The organism is Micromonospora ureilytica (assembly GCF_015751765.1).
Taxonomy (GTDB): Bacteria; Actinomycetota; Actinomycetes; order Mycobacteriales; family Micromonosporaceae; genus Micromonospora; species Micromonospora ureilytica.
This window is the reverse complement of the sequence record NZ_JADOTX010000001.1, coordinates 1,709,869-1,733,259: the sequence shown is the minus strand read 5'-3', so window position 1 is coordinate 1,733,259 and position 23,391 is coordinate 1,709,869. Positions and strand designations below refer to the sequence as shown.

The window sequence follows — 23,391 nt, the reverse complement described above, 5'->3', positions numbered from 1 at the left end:
GCCGCCGTCGCAGACGATCGGCCAGGTGGTGTCGTCGGGCGACGGGACGGGCCGAATATGCAGTCACGGTGCAGATAGTATGAGCGCTGATCGGTGTCGGTCAACGCCTCGGACGATCGGTCGGCAGGCCGCGCCGACAGCACACGCGCAGCCGTCCGACCGGGCGTGGTCACGCGGGACCACGCCCGGTCGGACGTCGGGGGGGACGGGGCCTCAGGAGGCGGTCGGCACCCCGTTCGCCGGCGGCGCGGCCGGGGTGGCGGTGTACTCGTTGACCGACCCGTCCGCCTCGTCCGTCTCGTACGCCGGCCCGAAGTAGCTCTGCACTCCCCCGGTCACCCGGCTCAACCGCTGGCCGCCGTACCCGGAGTGGTCAGTGGCGGAGAAGCGCAGCGGCACCAGCCCGGGGCCCTGGAAGCCGCCCTTCTGCACGGCGTCCAGCACCTTCTCCCGGGTGAGGTCCTTGCCGGCGGCGAGCAGCGTCTGCACGAAGAGGTAGCCGACCGACATGCCGTAGACGGTGTTGCCGTCGAACGGCGCGTCCCCGTTGTGCTCCTTGTTGACCTTCGTGAAGAGCTGGATCCACGGGTTCGCGGTGTCGTTCTGCATCGGCAGGTAGTTCGTGCCGACCATGCCCTCCAGCAGCGGCGCGGCGGCGCCGAGCTGCTTGGCCAGCGTCGGGTGGTCGGCGCCGACGTTGGAGACCAGCCACTGCGGCTTGAAGCCCAGCCGTGCCGCGGTGCCGACGGAGAGCGCGGTGAAGCCGGGCACTGTGGCGAGCACGACGACCTGGCAGCCGGCCGCCTTGAAGGCGCCGATCTGCGGCGCCACGTTGGTGTTGCTGGTGACGTACGTCTGCTTGGCCGCCACGGCCCCGGCGCCGAGCACCTTCTCCACGCCGGCCAGGCTGTCCCGGCCGAAGTCGTCGTCCTGACCGAGGAAGCAGACCTTCTGCCCGGCCAGGTTCACCTTCGCGTAGTTGGCGAGGATCTTGCCCTCGACCGTGTAGTCCGGGTTGAACCCGAACGTGCCCGGATACTTGTCCGGTTGGTCCCAGCTGCGGCTGCCGGAGGCGACGAAGAGGTCGGGCACCCGGTTGGTCTTGAGGAAGTCCAGCACCCCGGTGTGCGTCGGCGTACCCAGACCATTGAGGACGGCGAAGACCTTGTCCTGCAGGACGAGCTGACGGACCACCTGCTGGGTGTTCGCCGGGTTGTAGCCGTCGTCCATGATCTTGTAGGTGATCTTCCGGCCGTGTACTCCGCCGTTGGCGTTGACGTAGTCGAAGTACGCCTTCGTCGCCGGTGCGATCTTGGAGTAGCCGGCCGAGGCCGGCCCGGTCAGCGGCATGTGGGTGCCGACGACGATCTCGGTGTCGGTGACGCCCGGCACCGACGCCCCGCCGGAGCCGGGGCCGTCGTCGCCGCTACAGCCGGCCGCAGTGATGAGCAGGGCAAGGGTGCTGGCGATCGCGAGGCCGCGGTGCGCTTTACGGTGCATGGGAACACCGACCTTTCTCGGTCCGGTTATCTCTGTGGGAACGGTGTGGTGGTGGGGCGCCCGGCCGAGGCCGGACCGAGGACAGCTCAGGAACGCCGGGTCGGCCGCCTGGCCAGCAACGCCCGGCCGAGACGCGACAGCAGACCCTGCACACCGCCGGGGGCGGCGATCATGACGACGATCAGGGTGAGTCCGAAGATCGCCAGGGGGAGGTTGCCCTCCAGCCGCTGCGCCACCGCCGGCGAGAGCGTGAGCGTGTCGGTCAGCGAGTGGGTGAGATCGGGCAGGGCGACCAGCAGAACGGCCCCCCACAACGCGCCGGTCAGTCGACCCAGTCCACCGATCACCACGGCCATCAGCAGGAACAGCGACAGGGTCAGCGAGAACGCCCCGGGTGACACGCTCTGCGCGAGGACCGCCAGCAACGCGCCGCCGAGCCCGGCGGTGGCGGCGCTGACCACGAACGCGAGGACCTGGGTGCGGGCCACGTGGATGCCGGCGAGGCGAGCCGCCACCTCGTCGTCGCGGACCGCCCGGAAGGTTCGCCCGTACCGGCTGCGGATCAGGTTCGCCAACAGCAGCAACGCGAGCAGGGTGGCCGCTCCGGTGACCCAGAGCTGCCACCGTTCGTACGGGAAGTACGGGCCGAGCGACAGCGGCGGCGGCTCCACCGGCACCGACAACCCCTGCTCGCCGTTGAACACGCCGTCGAAGGTGACGGCCAGCGCCGGCACCACCACGGCCACCGCGAGGGTCACCCCGGCCAGGTAGGGACCGCGCAGCCGGGCCGCCGCCACACCGACCACCGCGCCGACCGCGACAGTGCTGACGATCGCCGCGCCCAGCGAGAGCGGCAACAGCCATCCGCCGGTCATCCCCCGGTCGGCGAACGCGGTCTGGCACAGCGCCACGGTGTACGCCCCGGTCGCCATCAACGCGCCGTGCCCGAGCGACAGTTGACCGTTGAGCCCGGTGAGGACGGTCAGCCCGGCGGTCGCGCAGAGGTAGGCGGCCACGGTGGCGAGCTGGAAGTTGCGGAACGGCTCGACGGCGTAGCTGACCGCCACCAGCAGCAACCCGGCGGCCAACACCACAGCGAGGTGACGCAGCAGTGTGGAGCCGCGTCGCCGGTCGACAGGTCGGCCGCCCGGGTGATCGAGCCGGTGTCTCGGCGGCACTGCCGCCCTCGTGGCGCTCACACCCGCCTCGCCGCGACCGGGGCGAACAGCCCACCGGGCCGGACCAGCAGCACCGCCAGCAGCAGGACCAGCACCGCGAGCGGGGTGAGGTCACTGCCGGCGTAGCCGCTCACGTAGGAGAGCAGCAGCCCCACCACCAGACCGCCGACCACCGCCCCCGGTGGGCTGTCCAACCCGCCGACCACCGCCGCCGTGAACGCCGAGACGAACACCAGGTCCATCGCGTGCGGGTGCAGGCCCAACTCGGTCGGCAGGACCAGCATGGCGGCCAGCGCGCCCACCCCGGAGGCGAGCGCCCAGCCGAGGGTCAGCATGCCACCGACGTTGACCCCGAGCAGTCGGGAGACCTCCGGAGCGAAGGCCGCCGCCCGCATTCGCAACCCCACCGGGGTACGCGCGAACATCCAGGCCAGGCCGCTGACCACCACCCCGATCGTGGCGAAGACGAACAGGTCGTACGGGGACAGCACGGCGACCCCGCCCACGGTCAGAGCGGACCGGCTGAACGGAGCTTCGGCGGGGCGGAACTCGCTGCCGTACACCATGCCCAGCACGGCCTGGATCAGCAGCACCAGCCCGAGCGCGACGATCACCGGGTTGAGCGGTGAGGCGTGATCGACGTGCCGCATCACCACGCGGTCCACCAGCGCGCCGAGCAGCAGCCCGGCGACGATCGCGACCACGAAGCCCAGCCAGTACGAGCCGGTCGCGGTGCTGACGGTGTAGGCGACGTAGGCGGCGGCGACGGCCATCGCCCCCTGGGCGAAGTTGACGACCCGCGCCGCCCGCCAGATGAGCACCAGGGCCAGCGCGAACGCGGCATACACCGCGCCCCGGGACAGGCCGTCGACGGTGAGGAAGACGAAGCGGTCCAACAGTCCTCCCTCCGGGGGACGAGGTGGTGGTCAGAAACCGAGGTACGCGTGGCGCAGGTCGACGTCGTCGCGCAGCCGCGCCGCCGGGGCGGCGATCACCACCCGACCGAGGGACATCACGACGCCCTGGTCGGCGACGGCGAGCGCGCTGCGCACGTTCTGCTCGACCAGCAGGACGGTCAGGCCGGTGCGGTCACGCAGTTGGCGCAGCAGCGCCATGGTCCGGGCGACCACCCGTGGCGCCAGGCCGAGCGACGGCTCGTCCAGCAGCAGCAGACGGGGTCGGCCGACCAGGGCCCGACCGAGCGCGAGCATCTGCCGCTCACCGCCGGAGAGCTGGTGACCGAGGTGGCGGCGGCGTCGGGCCAGGGGCTCGAAGAGCTGGTAGACCTCGTCGAGCGCCAGCCGGGCGTCGGCCCGGTCGCGCCGCCACAACCCGCCCAGTCGCAGGTTCTCGTCGACTGTCAGCTCGCTGATCACGCCCCGACCCTCCGGGACGTGCGCCATGCCACGGCGGACGAGCTGCTCCACAGGCGTGCCCCGAAGGTCCTCTCCGGCCAGGAGGACCTGGCCGGCGGCCGGGCGGATCATGCCGGAGAGCGCACGCAGGAGGGTGGTCTTGCCGGCGCCGTTGGCGCCGACGACCGCGGCGATCGTGCCGGCCGGGACGGTGAGGTCGATGGCCCGCAGCACGGGCGCGGCGCCGTAACCGGCGACCAGCCCCCGCACGACGAGCAGGTCGGTCGCGGTCATGGGGAGACCTCTTCCTCGACGGTGGCACCGAGGTATGCGTCGGTGACCGCGGGGTCGTCGCGAATCTCGTCGGGTGTGCCGGAGGCGATGACCCGGCCGAAGTCGAGCACCACGATCTCGTCGCAGACGGCCATCACCAGGTCCATGTGGTGCTCGACCAGGAGCACGGCACAGGGGTCGGTGTCCCGCCGGGGCAGTTGCCGGACCAGCTCCGCCAGGGCGGCGATGTCGTCGGCGCCGAGGCCACCCGCCGGCTCGTCGAGCAGGAGCAGTCGGGGCCGGGCGGCGAGCGCGCGGGCCAGGGCGACCCGTTGGCGTACGGCGAAGGGCAGGGTGGTCGGCGCGGCCTCGGCGTGCTCGGCGATGCCCAGCTCGTCGAGGATGGCCAGGGCGTCCCCGCGGAGCCGGCGCTCGTCGCGGTCGCTGGCCGGCAGCCCGAGCAGCGCCGGGGCGAAGCCCGCACGAGCGGTGTGCGAAGCGCCGGTCATCACGTTCTCCAGCACTGTGAGCCCGGCGAAGAGCCCGGTGCCCTGCAGGGTCCGGGCGATGCCGAGCCGGGTCAGCCGGTGCGGCCGTGGCCGCAGCGGCCGGCCGTCGAGGGTGAGCGAACCCGTCTCCGGCGCGACGAAGCCGCAGATCACGTTGAACAGCGTGGTCTTGCCGGCGCCGTTGGGCCCGATGACGCCCACCACCTGGTTGGGTGGCACCCGCAGGGAGACGTCGTCGAGGGCGGTGAGGCCGCCGAAACGGACGCCGATGTGGTGCAGTTCGAGGCCGCGCTCCATCACCCATCCCTCTGTCGTGGCGGGTGTTTATTTACACTCGCAGTGTACGTTTCTCGGGTTTGGCGTCAAGACCTTCAATGCCCCCTTCACGCACGTGGACGGGGCGGCCGCCAGCGGCGACCGCCCCGTGACCGCCGTCAGGCGCTGGGACAGGTGTTGCGGTACTCCTGGATCTGCGAGCCGCTCGGGCCGGGGCACAGGAACTGCTCGTAGCGGGTGTCGTCGTCGACGAACCGCTTCAACCAGGCCACCATCTGCCGCGCGGTCGGCGTGTTGGTGGTCTGCGGGAAGAAGTGGCTCGCCCCGTTCAGCTCCAGGTACGCCTTCTCGGCGGACGCCGGGATGCTGTTGTAGAAGGGCACCGAGTGCGACGAGACCGGGGCGACGCTGTCGCTCTCCCCGCCGACGATCAGCGTGGGCACCCGCAGCTCGGACCAGCTCTTGTCCGTGTTCCACGGTGCCAGCGGCACCGCGGCCTGCAGCGACGGCCGCGACGAGGCCGCCTCCAGGCTGCCCCCGCCACCCATGGAGTGACCGGCCACCGCGAGTCGACTGCTGTCGATCCGGGTCCGCACCGAGCTGCGCTGGGTGAGGTAGTCCAGCGCGGCGAGGAGCTGTCGGCCCCGACTGGCCGGCTGGTCCAGCCGACTGTTGGTCTCGATGCCGATCACCACGAAGCCGTGCGAGGCGATGCGCGGTCCGAGCCAGCTGATGCTGGACCAGGCGGCGGTGTAACCGGGCGAGATGGCGATGGCGCCGAAGGTGCCCTCGCTGGTGCTGGTCGGGTAGTAGATGACGCCGCCGCCGAAGCCGGTGACGCTCAGCGAGGACACGCTCTGCGAGGACGTGGCGAACGGGCCGCGGCTGGCCTCCAGGATCGCTGTGGTCGGGGCGGGGCCCCGCTCGTACGGGCTCGCGGCCTGGGCGGCGCCGGACGATCCGGCCAGGACGCCGCCGGCGGCCAGGACGGCAGCCAGCGCGAGCCGGGTGGCACGGGCTGCGACGGAACGGGGACGGGTGGTGGTTGGTGAGGACACGTCGGGCACTCCCTAAAGTCGAGGGATATCGACGTGTGTCAGTTTTGGCTGTTCCGCCGATCCCGGCATCGGCGAAATCACCAGTCCCCGGGCAGGATGCCGAGCCGAGTTGTGTTTCGACCCTCTGACCAGGGGTAGCAGGGCAGGCGCCGGCCCGCACACGCGCCATGGAGAGGTTCATTCAGTGGATTCCAGCAAGCCCACCGAGGCGGTCAAGAACGCCGTCAAGACCGCCTCAGGAAAGATCGCCGACGCCCTCACCCCGGATGTCCCCGGTGCGCCGGGGAGCGCGCCACCGCCGGTTGAGGAGCCGACGACGCCGCACGACCCGCTGCCGCCGAAGCCGGAACAGGGGGCACCGCAGACGCGCACCCCAACCGGCGCCGAGACCGGCGCGCCAACGATCGCGAACGGTCAGCAGGGGGCCTACCTCACGACCGCGAACGGGGCGCGGCTGCGCGACACCGACCACTCGCTCAAGGCCGGCCCGCGCGGCCCGGTGCTCCTGCAGGACCACCACCTACGCGAGAAGATCACGCACTTCGACCACGAACGCATTCCGGAGCGCGTGGTGCACGCCCGGGGCGCCGGTGCGCACGGTGTGTTCACCGCGTACGGCACCGCCGAGGCTGTCACCAGGGCCGGCTTCCTCAAGAAGGGGCGCGAGACCGAGGTCTTCGTCAGGTTCTCCACGGTGCTCGGTTCGCGAGGTTCGGCCGACACGGTCCGCGACACCCGTGGCTTCGCCACGAAGTTCTACACCGACGAGGGCACCTTCGACCTGGTCGGCAACAACATGCCGGTCTTCTTCATCCAGGACGCGATCAAGTTCCCGGACATCATCCACGCCGGCAAGCCGCACCCCGACCGGGAGATCCCGCAGGCGCAGAGCGCCCACGACACCTTCTGGGACTTCGTGTCGCTGCACACCGAGGCGCAGCACCACACCATCTGGAACATGTCCGACCGAGGCATTCCGCGTTCGTACCGGACGATGGAGGGCTTTGGCGTGCACACCTTCCGCCTCGTCAACGAGGCCGGGGAGACGGTGCTGGCCAAGTTCCACTGGAAGCCGAAGCTGGGCGTGCACTCGCTGACCTGGGAGGAAGCGCAGCTGCTCGGCGGCATGGACCCGGACTTCCACCGCCGCGACCTCTACGACGCCATCGAGGCCGGCGCGTACCCGGAGTGGGAGCTGGGCATCCAGGTCTTCCCGGACACTCCCGAGGAGACCTTCGCCGGCATCGACCTGCTGGACCCGACGAAGATCGTGCCGGAGGAGCTGGCCGAGGTGCAGCCGATCGGGAAGCTGGTGCTCAACCGCACCCCGACGAACTTCTTCGCCGAGACCGAGCAGGTCGCCTTCCACCTCGGCCACCTGCCCCCGGGCATCGACGTCACGAACGACCCGCTGCTGCAGGGCCGGCTCTTCTCGTACGTCGACACGCAGCTCACCCGACTGGGCGGGCCCAACTTCACGCAGATCCCGATCAACCGCCCGCACGCCGCCGTGAACGACATGCTGCGCGACGGCTTCCACCAGCACGCCGTGCACGCGGGCGTGGCGCCGTACCGGCCGAACTCGCTCGACGGCGGCAACCCGTTCCCCGCCGGGGACGCCGAGCACGCCTTCGTCGACGTGCCGGTCACTGTCGCGCAGGCACCGAAGGTACGCGCGAACCCGGCCTCGTTCGACGACCACTACAGCCAGGTCCGCCTGTTCTGGCTGAGCATGTCACCGGTCGAGAAGGAGCACATCATCCGGGCGTACACCTTCGAGCTGGGCAAGTGCTACCACCAGGCGATCAAGGAGCGTCAGCTGCAGAGCCTGGCCAACATCGACCCGGTGCTGTGCGAGCAGGTCGCCACCGGCCTGGGCCTGCCCGCGCCGCAGCCGACCACGCCCCTCGTCGACGTCACGCCCAGCCCGGCGCTGTCACAGGTCGGTCGGGAGTGGCCGAGTGACGGCCGCGTCGTCGGGATCGTCGTCGACCCCGACGGCGACCTGGACGGTGTCGACGAGGTCCGACGGGCCGTGTTCGACGCCGGCATGGTGCCGCTGCTGATCGCCCCGCACGGCGGCATGGTGGGCGACCTGCCGGTGCAGCGCACCTTCGCCACCGGCCGGTCGGTCGAGTTCGACGCGGTCCTGCTGGCCGGAGCGCCGGCACCCGCACCGGATGCCCTGCCCGCCCGCGACGCCAAGGCGGGCAGTCCGGCCCCGGCAACCGTGGACCCCCGCGTGCTGCTGCTCGTCGAGGAGTGCTGGCGGCACGCCAAGGCGATCGGCGCCTGGGGCGCCGGCGTCACAGTGCTGGAACAGGCCGGTGTGGCCGGCACCCCGGGCGTCGTGGCGGCGGGCTCCGGCGCCGAGGCGCTGACGGCGGTACAGCAGTTGATGGCCGCGCACCGGGTGTGGGAACGGTTCCCCGCCTCGGTCGCCTGACCCGACCACCGACGAGGGCCGTCCTCCGCACCACCGGGAGGGCGGCCCTCGTCTGTGGTGCTCGCGGTGGGATCAGCTGATGTCGGCCAACCGGGGCAGCACCTCGTCGCCGAGTCGCTGGGCGAACTCGACCGGGTGCCGATCCGGCGTCACCTGCACCTCGCTGACACCGAGCGCGGCGTACTCGGAGACCTCGGCGAGGAACGCGTCGATGTCCTCCAGCGGCGCCTGGCCGGCGACCACCGTCTTCTCGATGGTGTCGTAGTCGCGGCCCTCGGCGGCGCAGTGCCCGCGCAGCACGTCCAGCTTGCGCGCGACGTCGTCAATGCCTCCGCGGCCGAACAGGTTGCAGGCGTCGGCGTACCGGGCCACCAGCAACAGGGTCTTCTTCTCGCCACCGCCGCCGATCATGATGGGCGGGTGCGGGCGGCTCAACGGCTGCGGCGAGTTGATGGTCTCGGCGAGCTGGTAGTGCTTGCCGTTGAACGGGCCGTCGTCGGCGCTCCACATCTGGAGGCAGATGCGCAGCGTCTCCTCCAACCGCTCGAACCGCTCGGCCACCGGGACGACCGGCACACCCAGCCCGAGCTGCTCCCGCTCGTACCAGGAGGCGCCGATGCCGAGGCGGGCCCGACCGCCGGAGAGCACGTCGAGGGTCGTCACGGTCTTGGCGAGCAACCCCGGGTACCTGTACATCACACCGGTGACCAGCACACCCAGCGTCATCCGCTGAGTCTTCGCCGCGACGTAGCCCAGCGTGGTGTAGGCCTCCAGCATCGGCTCCTCGGCCGCGAACACCGCGTCCATCTGGAAGAAGTGGTCCATCACCGTGAACGACGCGACGCCGGCCTGCTCGGCGCTGGTCGCCGTCTGCGCCAGGGTCAGTGCGATCCCGGTCGGGTCGGCCGGGGTCGAGTAGTTCCAGTAGTGCAGCCCGAGCTTCATGTTCGGCACCTCCGCAACGAGCCTAGTGCCGCCCGACGTCCGCCGGGGCGGCTCGGACCTGCCGACGATTCGGGTCCGTCGGCGTCCATTACGCGTTCATGACAATTCGTGGCTCGCCTGCGGATATCCGGCTGGCAGCTTCTGATGAGTGATCCAACTGCTGTCTCGCACCGAGTCCCGAACCGCCGACGTGGAGTCCGACGCGACACGCGTCCGATTCCGTCACCGGGCCGGGACCACCCCCGCCGTGGGACGACCACAGCGGGCCGAGTGGGCTGACGCCGCGAAGGGCGTCTGCATCATCCTCGTCGTCCTGTGGCATGTCGTCGTGAAGGACTACCTCCAGATCGACTGGCACATCGGCGTACCGGTGCCGGGCTTCTGGGGAACGCTGGGTGAGCAGTTCCTCCCGCTACGGATGCCGTTGTTCTTCACCATCTCGGGTGTCTTCGCGGCGAACGCGGCGCAGCGACCCTGGCGGGTGGTCGCGCGCAGCCGGATCGCCGGGTTCCTCTACCTGTACGCCGTCTGGCTCCTGATCCACACGGTGGTCCTCGCCACCGCGCCGCAGCTGCCCACCGACCGTGCCACCTCGGCCCTCGGCCTGCTGGAGCAGCTCACCATCACGCCGTCCAACCTCTGGTACCTGTACGCCCTGGCGCTGTACTTCACGATCGCCAAGGCGACCCGTCGGGTGCCCCGGGCGCTGGTCCTGGTCCCCGCCGCTGCGCTGTCCGCCGTCGCCGCCGCCGGCCTGCTCGACACCCCGGGCAACCGCGCCGGTCTCTACCAGAACCTGGTCTTTTTCCTCGCCGGCCTGTACCTGCGGCCGCAGATCCAGCAGTGGGCCGCCACCGCCGGCCGTCGTCGGCTGTTGCTGACCTCGGGCGCCTATGTCCTGGCGCTCGCCGCGATGGCGGTGACCGGCGCCCAGCAGTGGTTCGGGGTTTGGCCGTTGGTCTCCGTGGTGGCAGTGATCTTCGGCATAACCGCAGCTGCCCGGCTGTCGCGGTGGTCGGCGCTCAGCAAACCGCTGGCTAGGCTCGGCCGCATCACCCTGCCGATCTACGTCATCCACATGCCGGTCCTGGCCCTGCTGCACCGGCTGTTGCTCGCACCGGTTTCCGGGCTGGGTGGGTCCGCTCAGAACCTGATCGTGCTCGGTTATCCGATTCTGCTGACCGCGCTGGTGATCGGCCTGAGCCTGGCCGTCCACCGCGGGCTGCTGGCGGTTCGCGCGGGCTGGCTGTTCGCGCTCCCCGGCCCACGCCGGGTGGAGGCGGCCGGATGAGCGCCCTCGCCGAAGCCCTGGTCGACCTGGACGCGATCGCCAGCAACGTGCGGACGATCGCGGCGGTCACCGGCACCGGACTGATGGCGGTGGTGAAGGCCGACGGGTTCGGCCACGGCGCGGTGCAGGTGGCCCGAGCCGCGCTGCGCGCCGGCGCCACCTGGCTGGGGGTGACCTCGACGACCGAGGCGCTGGCCCTGCGCGACGCGGGTGTGACCGCGCCCACGTTGAGCTGGCTGCACGGCCCGGACGACGACTTCGGTATGTTGATCAAGGGTGGCGTCGACGTCGGCGTGTCCACGACGACGCACCTGCACGCCGTCGCCGACGCGGCCCGTCTGCTCGGCGTACCGGCGATGGTGCAGCTCAAGGCGGACACCGGGTTGTCCCGCAACGGGGCCGCCGGGGACGACTGGCCCGAGTTGGTCGGTTGGGCCCGCAAGTACGAACGGGAGGGCGGGATCCGGGTGCGCGGGGTGTGGTCCCATCTCGCCGACGCCGACCTGCCGGGCGCCCCCGCGCTCACCCGGCAGGTGACGACCTTCGAGGAGGCGCTGCGGACCGCTCGGTCGGCTGGTCTGGACCCCGAACTCGTCCACCTGGCCAACTCCGCGGCCGCGCTCTCCGCACCACGGACCCGCTTCGACCTCTGCCGGATCGGGATCGCTCTCTACGGTGTGGACCCGTTCGGCGCGAACGGTCCGGGCGACTTCGGGCTGCGTGCCGCGATGACCCTGCGAACGAGCGTGGTGAACGTCAAGCGGGTAGCGGCCGGCACGGGCGTCTCCTACGGGCCCGAGCACGTGACCGGCGCACCGACCACGCTGGCGCTGCTGCCGCTCGGCTACGCCGACGGGTTGCCCCGGGCCGCGGGTGGTAGCGCCTCGGTGTGGCTCGCCGGTCGGCGGTGCCCGATCGTCGGGCGCATCGCCATGGACCAGTGCGTGGTCGACGCCGGGGATCTGCCCGTGACGATCGGCGACCCGGTCGTGGTGTTCGGCCCGGCCGAGGGTGACAAGCACCCTCCGACGGTCGTCGAGTGGGCCCGTTGGGCCGACACCAACCCACACGAGATCTTGACCGGCATCGGGGCCCGGGTGGCCCGCGAGCACCTCCACGGAAGGGCACGGAACTCATGACAACCCGACTGGCAGTGCTGTACGGCGGGCAGAGCGGCGAGCACGAGGTGTCCTGCCGTTCGGCGGCGAGCATCCTCGCCCACCTCGACCGTGAGCGGTACCAGGTCACCGAGGTGCTCATCGACCGCGACGGCGGGTGGCACGTCGGCGGCCGGCCGACGCCGCTGCCTGCGGCGTTGCGCGTGCTGCGCGCCCAGGATGTGGTGTTCCCGGCCCTGCACGGCCCGTACGGCGAGGACGGCACCGTGTCGTCGCTGCTGGAATGGCTCGGCGTGCCGTACGTCGGCAACGGCGTCTTCGCCAGCGCCGCCGGCATGGACAAGGGAGTCACCAAGCGGCTCCTCGCGGCGGAGGGACTGCGGGTCAGCCCGGGGGTGACCCTGCGTACCGGCGAGGACCTGTCGCCCGAGGACCAGCGTCGGCTGGAGCTGCCGGTCTTCGTGAAGCCGGCCCGGGCCGGGTCGAGCCTCGGCGTCGTCCGGGTGGACGACTGGGCGGGGGTTCCCGCCGCGCTGGAGCAGGCCCGCCAGGTCGACCCCAAGGTGCTCGTCGAGCAGGGGGCGCGGGGGCGCGAGATCGACGTGGCCGTCCTCCAGCACCCGGACGGTCGGGTGCAGGCCGGCCCGCCGCTGGAGATCCGGGTGACCGGCTCCGGCTTCTTCGACTACGACGCGAAGTACGACGGCGGGGCCATCTTCCAGATTCCCGCCCCGCTCGACGCGGCGACCACCGAGGTGCTTCAGGACCGCGCGATCCGCGCCTTCCAGGCCCTCGACTGCCGCGGGCTGCTGCGGGTCGACTTCTTCCTGCCCACCGAGGGGTCGACCGAGCCCATCGTGAACGAGGTCAACACGTTCCCCGGTTTCACTGCCGCGTCGCAGTTCCCGCAGATCTGGCAGCAGGCCGGCATCGGGTTCGCCGCCCTGATCGACATCCTGATCTCCGGCGCGCTGGCCGACCAGGACCACGGCCGGCACAGCGCGCTGCCCCGGCCGGCCCCAGCGGTCAACCTGGTGTGAGGCGATGGTCGCTGCCCGGTCAGCTGATCGGGCAGCGCTGAGGCGGCCGGGCGCCGTCCGGCCCGACGATGGTGACCGAGGCGGAACTGCTCGTGAAGCCGGTCTGCGCCGCGGCGTCGGCGACCGTGCAGACGATCTGGTTGACCGCGTTCACCGACAACGCGCGCGCCGCGGTGGTCGTCCGCACGGTGAGGCCACCGGACTGGTCGGCCGCGGACGTCACAGTGACCGGGTCGAGCCCGGCCGGCACCTCACTGGTGAGGCCCTGGCGGCGTTCGTTCTCCTCCGGGCCGGCCGCGAGCAGGGCCAGGCTGTCGGCGGGTGCGGGTGCGGGCTCGGCGGGTGCGGGTTCCGCCGTCGCCGAACGCAGCACCAGCACGAGTTCGCCCTGCGCCAACAGGTAGAGCCCGACGCCCTGCCCCGGGCCGCTGACCGCGGGACGACCGGTGATGACGGCGCTGGGCCGTACCCCACAACCCGCTGCCAGCAGTGTGCCGAGCAGTAGTCCGCCGGCGAGCAGCGCGCGGCCGGTCCGCCGGGCGGTCACCGGGCACCTCCGGCGTCGGTGGTCTCGCGGGGCAGTCGGAGCGTGAAGACCGCGCCGCCGCCCGGGCCGTTGCCGGCGACGAGGGCCCCCCGTCGCTCGCCGTGGCGGTGCAGCCGCGCGTTCTCCCAGGCGATGGCGAGGCCGAGGCCGCTGCCCTCGGAGCGGGTACGCGCGGTGTCGGCCTTGTAGAGGCGGTCGAAGACGTGCGGCAACACCTCCGGGTCCAGTCCCGGCCCCTGGTCGGCCACCTCGACGGTGACCCAGTCCGGGTCGGCGCTCAGGCGCACGGATACCGGGTCGGCACCGTGTCGGAAGGCGTTGCCGACCAGGTTGGCGACGATGACGTCCAGCCGGCGGGGATCGAGCCGGGCCACCACTCCGGACGGCAGGTCCGCGCGTACCCGGTCGGACCAGCCGCGGATCCGCAGGGTCGCGGTCACCGCCGCGGCCACGTCCACGTCGTCCAGGGCGAGTCGTGCCGTGCCGGAGTCGAACCTGCTGACCTCGATGAGGTCGTTGACCAGTTGGGTGAGGTTCTGTGTCTCCTGGCTGACCAGCCGAGCGGCCCGGCCCGCGTCCCCGGGCAGGTGCTCGGCCTCCTCGTCGAGCACGTCGGTGACCGCCGTCATCGCGGCCAGCGGTGTACGGAGTTCGTGCGAGACGTCGGCCACGAACCGGCGGGCGTCGGACTCCATCCGCCGCAGCTCACCGACCTGCCGCTCCAGCGTGCCCGCCGTGTCGTTGAAGGTCCGCGCCACATCGGCCAACTCGTCGACGCCCCGGACCGTCAGCCGGGTGGTCAGGTCGCCCTCACCGAGGCGGCGCGCCGCCCGGCCCAGGTCGCGGATGGGTCGCAGAACTCCACGGGCGGACAGCAGGGCCAGCAGGACGGCGAGGAGCAGGGACAGTCCACCGGTCTGCCACGCCCAGGTGGCGAGCCGGTCGATGCTCTGCTGCTCGGGCACGAGGCTGCGCACCGAGTAGACCTCCAGCCCGGACGGTCGGGACGTGCCGTCGGGTCGGTCGAGCTTCAGTTGGGTGCCGATGAGCAGCGCGGGCTGTCCGTCCAGCGAGACACGCTGCCAGGCGATGTGACCGTCGCGGACCTTCTGCCGCAGCTCGGGGGTGAGCGGGTCGGCGGGTTCGGAGCCGCCCTGTGCCCGCAGGTCCCGGTAGACGACCACCGCGTAGCTCTCCCGGTCGCTGAGGCGCTGAGCCATCAGTTCGAGGTCGTCCTGGGTCGGCGGGAGCTGGGCGATCGGATAGCCCTTGGTGAGCTCGTCGGTCAGCGACATCACCGCGGCATCCTGCGCCTGCTGGAGGATGACGGTCCGGGCCTGCACGTAGCTGCCGCTGGCCACGACGGCCGAGGTGGTGACGCCCAGCAGCGCGAACGCCAGGAGCAGCCGGACCCGCAGGCCCGAGACCTGGGCGGCGACCGAGCGCCAGAACGTCACAGCGGCCCGAACCGGTATCCGAAACCACGCACCGTCTGAATGAAGACCGGTGCCGACGAATCGGCCTCGATCTTGGCCCGGACCCGCTGGACGCAGGCGTCCACGAGTCGCGAGTCGCCGAGATACCCGTGCTCCCAGACGGCCTCCAGCAGCTGCTGGCGGCTGAGCACCTGACCCGGCGTGTGGGAGAGTTCGAGCAGCAGCCGCAGCTCCGTGGGTGCGAGGCTGACCGGCGTCCCGTCCTTGCTGACCACAAGCGCGGCCCGGTCGATGGTCAACGCGCCGTGCTGTTCCAGGCCGGCCCGGTCGCCGCCGCGCCGCGAGTCGGCACCGGTTCGTCGCAGCACCGCGCGGATACGCGCCTCGAGCACCCGGGCCTGCACGGGCTTGACCACGTAGTCGTCGGCGCCGGCCTCCAGGCCCGCCACCACGTCCATGTCGTCGTTGCGGGCGGTGAGCATGATGATCGGCAGGTCGCCGAGCTGCCGAATGCGGCGGCAGACCTCGAAACCGTCCATCCCGGGCAGCATGAGATCGAGGACCACGACATCGGACGAGGTGGTGCGCAGCCGCTCCAGCCCCTGCTCACCGGTGCCCACGGCATGCACGGTGTGGCCCTGTCGGGTGAGCGCCAACTGCAGTCCGTCGCGCACCGTCTGGTGGTCTTCGATCAACAGCACCTGGGACATGTCGTCAAGTATCCCATCATGAGATCTTTCGAGCCTCGGTCGATGGCGACGGCTCAGGGCTCCGCGCGGAGAGCGGCACCGCGAAATCCGTCGAACGCACCAGGAACACCACAGCGCCCACCAGGAACATCGTGGCCGCGGCCGTGGCCACGATGGCGACCAGCAGCCCGCGCTGCACCGACGCGGCCAGACCGGGCACGACCACCACCAGCGCCCAGACCAGCACGACCAGCCCGACTCCCGCCTCGGCCAGCCTGCGCCAGAGGCTGCCACCGTCCGCACCGCCGGCCGCGGCGCGATCGCCGGGCCAAGCCGCCAACGCGGCCGCGGCCAGGCAGAACACTGTCACCCCCAGCAGTACGCCACCGAGCACGTCGCTGAACCGGTGCCAGCCAGCGATCATGGTGGCGGAGGCGATCACCGCGACACCCGCTGCGCCCGGCACCGCCAGCCACCGCCGGGCCCAGCCGGGCAGGACCAGCATGAACGCCAACAGCAGGGCCGTCGCCGCCGCGACATGACCGCTGGGGAAGCTGTTGTGGGTGGTGGAACTCTCGATCCCCAGATCCGGGCGGGGCAGCTGCGACTTCACAGCGCCGGCCACCAGCACCGCGCAGACGACCATGCCCACGCCGACGACCCCCGCCACCAGCCGTCGGCGGAGCACACCCACCAGCAGCACCACGCCGAGCAGGGCCGCGATGAGTGTCGGGCTGCCGAAGGTGGCCAGCACGGTCTTGGCCGGGCCCACCAGCACGGTCTGCTGCTCGTACCCTCCACCCCGCTCGGCGCGCGGCAGGAGCACCCCGTCCAGCCACTGCCCGGGGTAGGTCCGCACGAAGACGGCGGCGGTGAGGGTGAGGGCGAACAGACCGCACAGCGCCGCCGCGAGCAGTCGGAGCCCCAGCGGCACCGCCGCACGGGCGTGCGGCAGCGGTCGCGCCGGACCGGGCGTCGACCGCCCGACGGAGTACAACGATCCGATGGACATGGCGACCATGCTCGCCCCGGCAGGTCCGTACACCGTGCGCGAATTGTCTTGGTTCTGTCACAAGCCCCCCACCGCCTTCGGAAAAGCGCATCGTCGGCGGTGGGAGCTGGGTGGACCTGGACGGCAAGTGAGATCCACATGCTTACATGCAACGATGTTTAACCCAGCCGAGATCAGCCACCACTAGGGTCAGGACGCCGATCGATGTTTCGGTCGGCGGCGCGAAAAATCCATCCGGAGTGAGTTGGGGAACCGGAAGGTGTTGGCACATGCAGGGAATTCCAGTCGCCAGCCTGGTCATCGGCATCGCATCCTCGCCGGCCGAGCGGCGGCATCTGGCCCGGCTGCTCGGCGGCAGCGACGCCTTCCTGATCGTCTCGACCGTCGACCAGGCACGAGAGTTCCTCGGAGTGGTCGAGACGCCGCCCGTCCCCACTCCCCCGGCCAGGGCGGCGCTCGCCGAGGTGGCGCCGACCCCACAGCCACCGCCGCCGGATCTGACCGTCGACTCCGACCGCCGGGTGCTGCGGTGGCGCGACCAGGAGATCGACCTGACCCGGTTGGAGCACGATGTTCTGCTCTGCCTGGTGCACGCGCCCGGCCAGGTCTGGACCTACGAGCGCCTGCACCTTGAGGTCTGGGGCAACCGGCACCTGGGCCGGGGCTCCGACATTCACTCGGTGGTCCGCCGGGTGCGCGGCAAGCTCGCCCGGCTCAACGCCGCGACGACGATCCACTCGGTGCGCGGCGTCGGCTTCCGGCTCGCCCCCGTCTGATCACCCCGCACGCGGTCCGGCCCGCCTGGTCGGAGACCAGGCGGGCCGGACTTGTTCGTCTAACGCTCGGGCGTCAGCACTTGATGGGCGCCAACCCAAAGTTCTCCACAGTCGGAGTCGCGGTGTCGATCCTGGTCTGACGGGTCTGCGGCTTCCAGCCGTCCTTGGCCACGATCATCGTGAGCGGGTTGTTGCGGCGGTCCACCCAGTAGGCGTACCTGCCCTCGGCATCGGTGGCGAAGGTGTACGACGCCGCCCACGAGTCGACCTGCACGACCGCGCCGGTGAGCGGCGAGGTCGCACCCTGGCAGCTGGTGCCGGTGACCGTACCCATGAGCTTGCCCCAGGTCTTCGGGGGGTTCGCGGTCATGGTCACCGCGACCGGCGCCACCGAGTACGGGGTGTTCTCGGAGATCGCGACCGCGCCGGAGTAGGTGCCCGGCTGGTCCACGTTCGCCGTCAGACCGACGGTGACCGTGACCTTCGCACCCGGCGCGAGGGTGACCGCCGACTTGTCGATGGTCATCCAGCTGACGTCGGCCGCCGACTCGGAGCATCCCTCGAAGCCCGGGAGCACCTCGCTGTCCGGAGCCGCGTTGAAGCTGCCGGACGAGCCGCCGATCTTGTAGAAGCCGCACGCCGCGCCGCCGCGGTACCGGGCGGTGTTGGAGTTCGGCAGGTTGGACCACGAACCGGCGGCCGGGTCGAAGGCGAAGCCCGCGTTGCTGATGGCCCCACCCTGCGAGCCACCGACGACGAGGAGCTTGCCGCTGGCGACGGCGTACGAGCTGGCCCAGTTGTCGGCCGGAGCGTCGGCGACGGCGGTCCACGTGTTGGCACCCGGGTCGAAGGCGTAGCTAGATTTCTGCGCGGCGGAACCGTCGTTGCCGCCGGTGCAGTAGAGGGCGCCGTCGATCCCGCCGCAGGAGGCGAAGGCCACCGACTTCGGGTAGTTGGCCACCGTCTCCCACTTGTCACCGCCGGGGTCGTACCGGACGACGCTGTTCGACATCGGCAGGCAGGCCGCCGTCGTGCAGCCGCCGACCGCGTACAGCTTGCCGTCGACGACTGCCTGACCGGCCGCGGCCCGCGGCGCCGGGTTGTCAGCCAGCTCCGTCCAGGTGTTGGCCCCCGGGTCGTACGACCAGGTGGCGGAGTCCGGGCCGGCATCGGACCAGCCGCCGGTGACGATGATCTTGCCGTTCACCACGCCCGCGGTCAGGGCGTTGCGCGCGCCGGGAAGGTCGGCGATCGCCGTCCAGGTCTGCGCGCCGGGGTCGTAGGCGTAGTTCTTGGTGGTGGAGGCCTCACCGTCGCCGCCACCGAGCGAATACACCTTGCCGTCCAGGTTCACCACCCGGTTGTCCATGATCGTGGCCGGGTAGTTGGCGATGTCGGTCCACGGCGCCGCCTGCGGGCCGGTCGCCGCGGCGGCGGCCTTGGCCTCCTTGCCGGACGCCTTGGCGGCGAACGATGTCGGTACGGTGAGCCGCTGCTCCGGCGCGCCGCTGGACCCGAGCACCTGCTGCCGGGTGACCTTGGACCCGTCCGCCCGCAGGAGTTCGAATCCGTTGTCCCGCTCACCGAACTTGACCTCGACCGGCGCGCCGCCGGTGTTGGTCACCGTGAACGACTTGCTGGTCTTGCCGTTGGGCATCTGGAGCGTCGCGCTCAGCTGCGTCGGCGTCACCGACAGTCGACCGGCCGCGAGCTGGAAGTTCGCGGTGGTCGCCCAGTCGGCCTCGACGTCGACAGACTTGGTCTGGCTGACGTAGTTGCCGGCGGTCGCCGTGAACGGGTGCTCGCCGGTGAGCGACGAGTAGATCCAGTAGAAGCCGTCGGCCAGCCCCGGGTCGTCCGGGGTCGCCACGGTGACGGCCTTCTCGGCGGGCCGGTCCTTGCTGGTGACGGTGGCGCCGTTGACGTAGCTGTCGTCGTTCTTGTCACGGACGTTGCCGACGACCAGACCGCCATCGACCGGCACGCAGGTGACCTGGCTGCCGATCAGGACGTTGTCGACCTCCCACCACCAGTCGTACGAGGCGTCGTAGTAGTGGAACCGAACCTGCACCTGTGCCTGACCGGCCGCCTGCGGGATCGGGATCTCGGTCAGCTTCGGTCCCCGGACGTCCGTCTCCTGCCGGAGCACGTTGGTCCAGGTGGCACCGCCGTCGATGCTCAGGTCGACGTCGGCGGTGTCGTCGTTGAGCTGGTTGAAGTCCTGGTTGAACCGAATGACCGGGGCCGCGACGCTGGTCAGGTTGACCACCGGGCTGACCAGGGAGCTGTCCTGGCTGGTGCCCGCTCCGTACGCGTCACTGTCGATCATCGCGAAGTTGCCGCTGGCGCCGGTCAGGTTGCCCCGGTCGCCGTCGTCGGTGAACTTCCAGACCTGACCGCTGCCCGCGTTGTCCACGACGGTCCAGCCGGCCGGGGTGGTCGTGGCGTCGAAGGTCTCGTACTCACCGTCGGAGCCGGTCGTGTAACCGGGCGCGGTGGTGCAGACGCTGGTGTCCACCGGCACGGCGACGTTGGCGGTGGTGTTGCCCGAGCCGACCACGACCTCCTTGGTGACGGTCTGGTAGCCCGGGTACTGCGACTCGTACTTCAGGGTGTACGTCTGCCCGGCCGGCAGCTTGATGCTGTAGCGGCCGTTCGACGGGGTGGTGTAGTCGTAGACGCCGGACACGCCCGTGACGGTCACCTTCGCGTACAACGGCCAGCCGTGGCCGGAGCCGTCGGTGACCGCTCCGGTGACGTTGACACTCGGCACCGCCGTGAGGGCGACGTTGAGCGTCGTGGTCGCGCCCTTGGCGACAGTTGCCGTCCTGGTGGTGCTGCCGTACCCGAACGCCGCGACGGCGACCTGGTAGTCGCCGGTGGGGAGCTGGGTGGAGAACTTGCCGTCGGCACCGGTGGTCAGCTCACGCTCGGACGGGCCGGTGAGCGTCAGTGTCGCGCCGGCGATCGGGGCGCCGGAGGTCGCGTCGGTGACCGTGCCGGCCAGTGTGCCGATGTCGCCGGTCGGGGCGGCGTTGAGCAACGCGAGGGCGTCGAGTCGGCCTTCGCCGTAGACGTTGTTGTCAGCCGCGGTGCCACCACACTGGTCGTCGGCCTTGTCGATGGCGGCGCCGTTGAGCAGCGCACGGGTGGCGTTGACGTCACCGACCAGCGTCGGTGCCGCCGAGTACAGCAGCGCGATCGCGCCCGCGAGGTGCGGTGCGGCCATCGAGGTGCCGCTGGCAGTGCCGTACCCGCTGCCCGGAAGGCTGGACCGGACGTTCACGCCCGGCGCGGAGATGTTGGGCTTGATCTCGCCGTTCTGGCCGGCGCCGCGGGAGGAGAAGCCGGCGATGTTGTTGTTGACGTCGTACGCGCCGGTCGAGTAGTTGCTGACGAGGCTGCCCGGCGAGCCACTGGTCTGGCAGGCCGGCCCGTTGTTGCCGTTGGACCAGGTGCCGAAGATCCCGGACGCGGTCCAGGCGTTCGTCACGTCCTCCATGAACGGCTCGTTGGACGGGTCCTCGGTGCCCCACGAGTTGTTGATGATGTTGGGTCGCTTGCTCGCGTCCGCGTTCTGACCGTTGAGGTCCAGCGGCTCGAGCATCCACTGACCGGATTCGACCAGAGCGGCGTCACTGGGGCAGCAACCGTTCGCCGCGATCCACTTGACCCCGGGGGCGACACCGATCTGGTTCGCGCCGTCGGAGCCGGCCATGGTGCCCATCGTGTGCGTACCGTGGCCGTCGTCGTCGCAGGGGGCGGTCGCGCAGGCCCCGGTGGCCTCGGCGGCGTTGAACCAGTTGTAGTTGTGGTCGAACGTCCCGTCACCGTTGTTGCCCCGGTAGGAGTTCACCAGCGCCGGGTGGTTGAACTGCACCCCGGTGTCGATGTTCGCGATGGTGACGCCCTCGCCCTTGACGCCGTACTGGGACCAGACGTCGTCGGCGTTGATGTTGGCGATGCCCCACTCCAGGGCGTTCACGGTCTTCTCGTCGGAGCCCTTGATCGTTTCCGGCACCTTGTAGGCGACCGGGGCGTAGAGGCCCTCGACCTCCGAGTGCCCGGCGAACTTCTGGGCCATCGCCAGCGAGCCGCTGTTCACCTTTATGGCGTTGGTGGCCCAGAAGGTCTGGTACTTCGTGCCCGAGCTGTCGAGGTCGGCTCGGATCTTGCCCTGGCTTGCGGCGGCGGTCTTGCGCAGCGCGTCCGCCACCGCCGTTCCACGCTTCGACCAGTCCTTGATGGCGCTGGCCTTGCTCAGGTCCGCCCGGTCCTTGAACCGGATCCAGAAGTCCCCTTCACTCTTGGCCTGGAGCTGCTTGGCGAGCTCCGGTCGGATCTTGTCCCCGGTCGAGGCGCCCGCCCCCATCGAACCGCCGGGCGCGGCCTGCGCGCCCGAGCCGATGGTGGCCAAGCATGTCGCGGCGAGGATCGTCGCCGCGCCGGCGCTCACCAGTGATCTGGCTGCGCGCCGCCATTGTGGACGTCTGAACATCGGTGCTGCCTCCCTCAAACGACCCAGGGTGTAATGGGCCATGGTGGACCTCCCCCATGCACCGCGCGGGTCACGCCGGTTGCCCGAGTGGACACTATGATCGAGAAGAACGGACGATCAAGAACTTGCCGTGAGCAACTTGTCGCTAAGAGTTGCCCTGGCTGGCGGCGCGCTTGCCAATCATTGTCAGTACCGTGACGAGAGCTGGGCAGGGATGCCCATCGATCCCAGGTGGTGCGGTGGCCGAGGACGAGGCAACGGTGAACAGGGGTGATCCGGCCGACGAGCCGTTCCCACTGCTGATCGCTGTGACTCCGTCGCCGGCCGAGCGCATCCGGCTCGCGGAACTTCTCGACGGCATCGCGCCGCTGCTGCTGGTGGCCGACCTCGACGAGCTGCGCCGGCTGATCGCCGCTCCGCAACAGGTCGCCGCCCCGTCCGAACCGGCGCCGGTCGCCGCCCTGGTGATCGACTCGGCCCGCTCCAGCGCCCGCTGCGGAGAACGCGAGATCGACCTCACCCGCCTGGAACACGACCTGCTGACCTGCCTGATCACCGAGCCGGCCCGGGTCTGGAGCTACGCCGAGTTGCACCGGTCGGTCTGGCGTGACGAGGGGCGCGAACGCAAGGCGGACGTGCAGTCGCTGGTGAAGCGGCTACGCCGCAAGCTGCACGACCTGGGCACCCGGGCCACCATCGATGTCGTCCGTGGTGTGGGGCTACGGCTGACCGATCACCAGCACGCGCGGGTCGAACGGGCCTGACAGCGACGTCGCATGAACTGATCCCGCCCGGGGTACGGCAGGAAGATCAGCATCAACAAGGCGACGAAGAGCGCTGGTAAGGAGAGTCAGGATGGCATTCCCCAATCCCTCGACCGTGTCCATCGGGCTGAAGAAGGCCGCGCACGTCGGGATCGCGGTGAGTGACCTCGACCGCTCGGTCGCGTTCTATCAGGCCCTGCTCGGCGCGGAACCGGTCGTCCGGGACGAAAGCATGCACGGCGCCGGGTTCGCCCAGTCGCAGGGCTTGCCGACGACGAAGCTGCGGTACGCCACGTTCAACCTCGACAACCTCGGGATCGACCTGATCCAGTTCCAGGAGCCGGTCGGCGACGCCGCCCAGGTGGCCGCCAACCGGCCCGGCTCGATGCACCTGTGCTTCCACGTGGAGGACGTACGCGCGGTCTACGACCGGATGAGCGAGGCCGGGTTCGAGTTCCTCGGGCAGCCGTACACGTTCGCGTCCGGCGAGGTGAACCCGGAGGCGGCGGTCGGCACCGAGGTCGCGTACTTCAACGACCCGGACGGCACGAACCTGGAGATCATCGCGCCGAAGGGTGGCTTCGCCCGCAGCGAGTGAGCCCACACGGGCGACGTGGGGCACGGCCGGTGTCGGCCGGCCCCACGCCGCTGCTCGCGTTTTTTGGTAACAGCATGGCGTG

The 23,391-nt window shown here is 70.8% G+C and carries 19 protein-coding genes; 7 read left to right on the top strand and 12 right to left on the bottom strand.

All coding sequences use genetic code 11. From position 1 onward, the window contains the following. Positions 1–213: 213 nt before the first annotated feature. From IW248_RS07580 to IW248_RS07555, 6 genes are all read right to left on the bottom strand, one after another. Positions 214–1,500 carry an ABC transporter substrate-binding protein gene (locus tag IW248_RS07580; RefSeq protein WP_196926306.1) on the bottom strand — a complete coding sequence of 429 codons (1,287 nt, stop codon included), beginning with the start codon at positions 1,498–1,500 and terminating at the stop codon, positions 214–216. Between the two features lie 86 nt (positions 1,501–1,586). After that, positions 1,587–2,699, bottom strand: coding sequence for a branched-chain amino acid ABC transporter permease (locus IW248_RS07575; RefSeq protein ID WP_196926305.1), 1,113 nt, complete (start codon positions 2,697–2,699; stop codon positions 1,587–1,589). Beyond that, positions 2,696–3,574 carry a branched-chain amino acid ABC transporter permease gene (locus IW248_RS07570; RefSeq protein WP_091399163.1) on the bottom strand — a complete coding sequence of 293 codons (879 nt, stop codon included), beginning with the start codon at positions 3,572–3,574 and terminating at the stop codon, positions 2,696–2,698. The genes IW248_RS07575 and IW248_RS07570 overlap by 4 nt, the downstream gene beginning before the upstream one ends. Before the next feature lie 30 nt (positions 3,575–3,604). Next, a complete protein-coding gene (locus tag IW248_RS07565; protein ID WP_196926304.1) occupies positions 3,605–4,327 on the bottom strand; it encodes an ABC transporter ATP-binding protein in 723 nt (240 codons plus the stop codon). Further along, positions 4,324–5,112, bottom strand: coding sequence for an ABC transporter ATP-binding protein (locus IW248_RS07560; RefSeq protein WP_196926303.1), 789 nt, complete (start codon positions 5,110–5,112; stop codon positions 4,324–4,326). The genes IW248_RS07565 and IW248_RS07560 overlap by 4 nt, the downstream gene beginning before the upstream one ends. 137 nt (positions 5,113–5,249) lie before the next feature. Then, complete coding sequence (locus IW248_RS07555; protein ID WP_124817027.1) at positions 5,250–6,149, bottom strand: alpha/beta hydrolase family protein; 900 nt, start codon at positions 6,147–6,149, stop codon at positions 5,250–5,252. Positions 6,150–6,333: 184 nt separating this feature from the next. Between IW248_RS07555 and IW248_RS07550 the strand changes: the two genes are divergently transcribed. Then, positions 6,334–8,595 carry a catalase gene (locus IW248_RS07550; RefSeq protein ID WP_196926302.1) on the top strand — a complete coding sequence of 754 codons (2,262 nt, stop codon included), beginning with the start codon at positions 6,334–6,336 and terminating at the stop codon, positions 8,593–8,595. Positions 8,596–8,667: 72 nt separating this feature from the next. On the opposite strand, the gene IW248_RS07545 is transcribed toward IW248_RS07550, so the two are convergent. Then, positions 8,668–9,540: an LLM class F420-dependent oxidoreductase gene (locus IW248_RS07545; protein ID WP_196926301.1), complete on the bottom strand. Its 873-nt coding sequence runs from the start codon at positions 9,538–9,540 to the stop codon at positions 8,668–8,670. A gap of 247 nt (positions 9,541–9,787) precedes the next feature. On the opposite strand from IW248_RS07545, the gene IW248_RS07540 reads away from it, so the two are divergent. Genes IW248_RS07540 through IW248_RS07530 form a run of 3 tightly spaced genes read left to right on the top strand, consistent with a single transcriptional unit; the run spans position 9,788 to position 12,989 of the window. Continuing rightward, positions 9,788–10,831, top strand: coding sequence for an acyltransferase family protein (locus IW248_RS07540; RefSeq protein ID WP_307787824.1), 1,044 nt, complete (start codon positions 9,788–9,790; stop codon positions 10,829–10,831). Further along, positions 10,828–11,970: an alanine racemase gene (gene alr, locus IW248_RS07535; protein ID WP_196926299.1), complete on the top strand. Its 1,143-nt coding sequence runs from the start codon at positions 10,828–10,830 to the stop codon at positions 11,968–11,970. Before IW248_RS07540 ends, alr begins: the two co-directional genes overlap by 4 nt. After that, the gene (locus IW248_RS07530; protein WP_196926298.1) at positions 11,967–12,989 is read left to right on the top strand and encodes a D-alanine--D-alanine ligase family protein; all 1,023 of its coding nucleotides are present in this window, start codon (positions 11,967–11,969) and stop codon (positions 12,987–12,989) included. Before alr ends, IW248_RS07530 begins: the two co-directional genes overlap by 4 nt. Before the next feature lie 19 nt (positions 12,990–13,008). Here IW248_RS07530 and IW248_RS07525 read toward each other — a convergent pair whose 3' ends face one another. Genes IW248_RS07525 through IW248_RS07510 form a run of 4 tightly spaced genes read right to left on the bottom strand, consistent with a single transcriptional unit; the run spans position 13,009 to position 16,673 of the window. Further along, entirely contained in the window at positions 13,009–13,536 is a 528-nt protein-coding gene (locus tag IW248_RS07525) for a hypothetical protein (protein ID WP_307787823.1), read from the bottom strand. Then, positions 13,533–14,993, bottom strand: a complete 1,461-nt coding sequence (locus IW248_RS07520) for an ATP-binding protein (RefSeq protein WP_196926297.1) — start codon at positions 14,991–14,993, stop codon at positions 13,533–13,535. The genes IW248_RS07525 and IW248_RS07520 overlap by 4 nt, the downstream gene beginning before the upstream one ends. Next, positions 14,990–15,682 (bottom strand): response regulator, encoded by a 693-nt coding sequence (locus IW248_RS07515; protein WP_196926296.1) that lies wholly within the window; start codon positions 15,680–15,682, stop codon positions 14,990–14,992. Before IW248_RS07515 ends, IW248_RS07520 begins: the two co-directional genes overlap by 4 nt. A 16-nt stretch (positions 15,683–15,698) precedes the next feature. Then, positions 15,699–16,673, bottom strand: a complete 975-nt coding sequence (locus tag IW248_RS07510; protein WP_124817045.1) for a phosphatase PAP2 family protein — start codon at positions 16,671–16,673, stop codon at positions 15,699–15,701. 269 nt (positions 16,674–16,942) lie between these two features. Here IW248_RS07510 and IW248_RS07505 point away from each other — a divergent pair, with 269 nt between their 5' ends. Continuing rightward, positions 16,943–17,449, top strand: coding sequence for a winged helix-turn-helix domain-containing protein (locus tag IW248_RS07505; RefSeq protein ID WP_196926295.1), 507 nt, complete (start codon positions 16,943–16,945; stop codon positions 17,447–17,449). Positions 17,450–17,522: 73 nt separating this feature from the next. Here the strand turns inward: IW248_RS07505 and IW248_RS07500 are convergent, their stop codons facing one another. Beyond that, positions 17,523–21,947: a S8 family serine peptidase gene (locus tag IW248_RS07500; RefSeq protein WP_196926294.1), complete on the bottom strand. Its 4,425-nt coding sequence runs from the start codon at positions 21,945–21,947 to the stop codon at positions 17,523–17,525. Between the two features lie 239 nt (positions 21,948–22,186). Between IW248_RS07500 and IW248_RS07495 the strand changes: the two genes are divergently transcribed. Then, complete coding sequence (locus tag IW248_RS07495; protein ID WP_307787821.1) at positions 22,187–22,711, top strand: winged helix-turn-helix domain-containing protein; 525 nt, start codon at positions 22,187–22,189, stop codon at positions 22,709–22,711. A 91-nt stretch (positions 22,712–22,802) separates the two neighbouring features. Next, positions 22,803–23,309, top strand: a complete 507-nt coding sequence (locus IW248_RS07490) for a VOC family protein (protein WP_196926293.1) — start codon at positions 22,803–22,805, stop codon at positions 23,307–23,309. Positions 23,310–23,391: the final 82 nt, after the last annotated feature.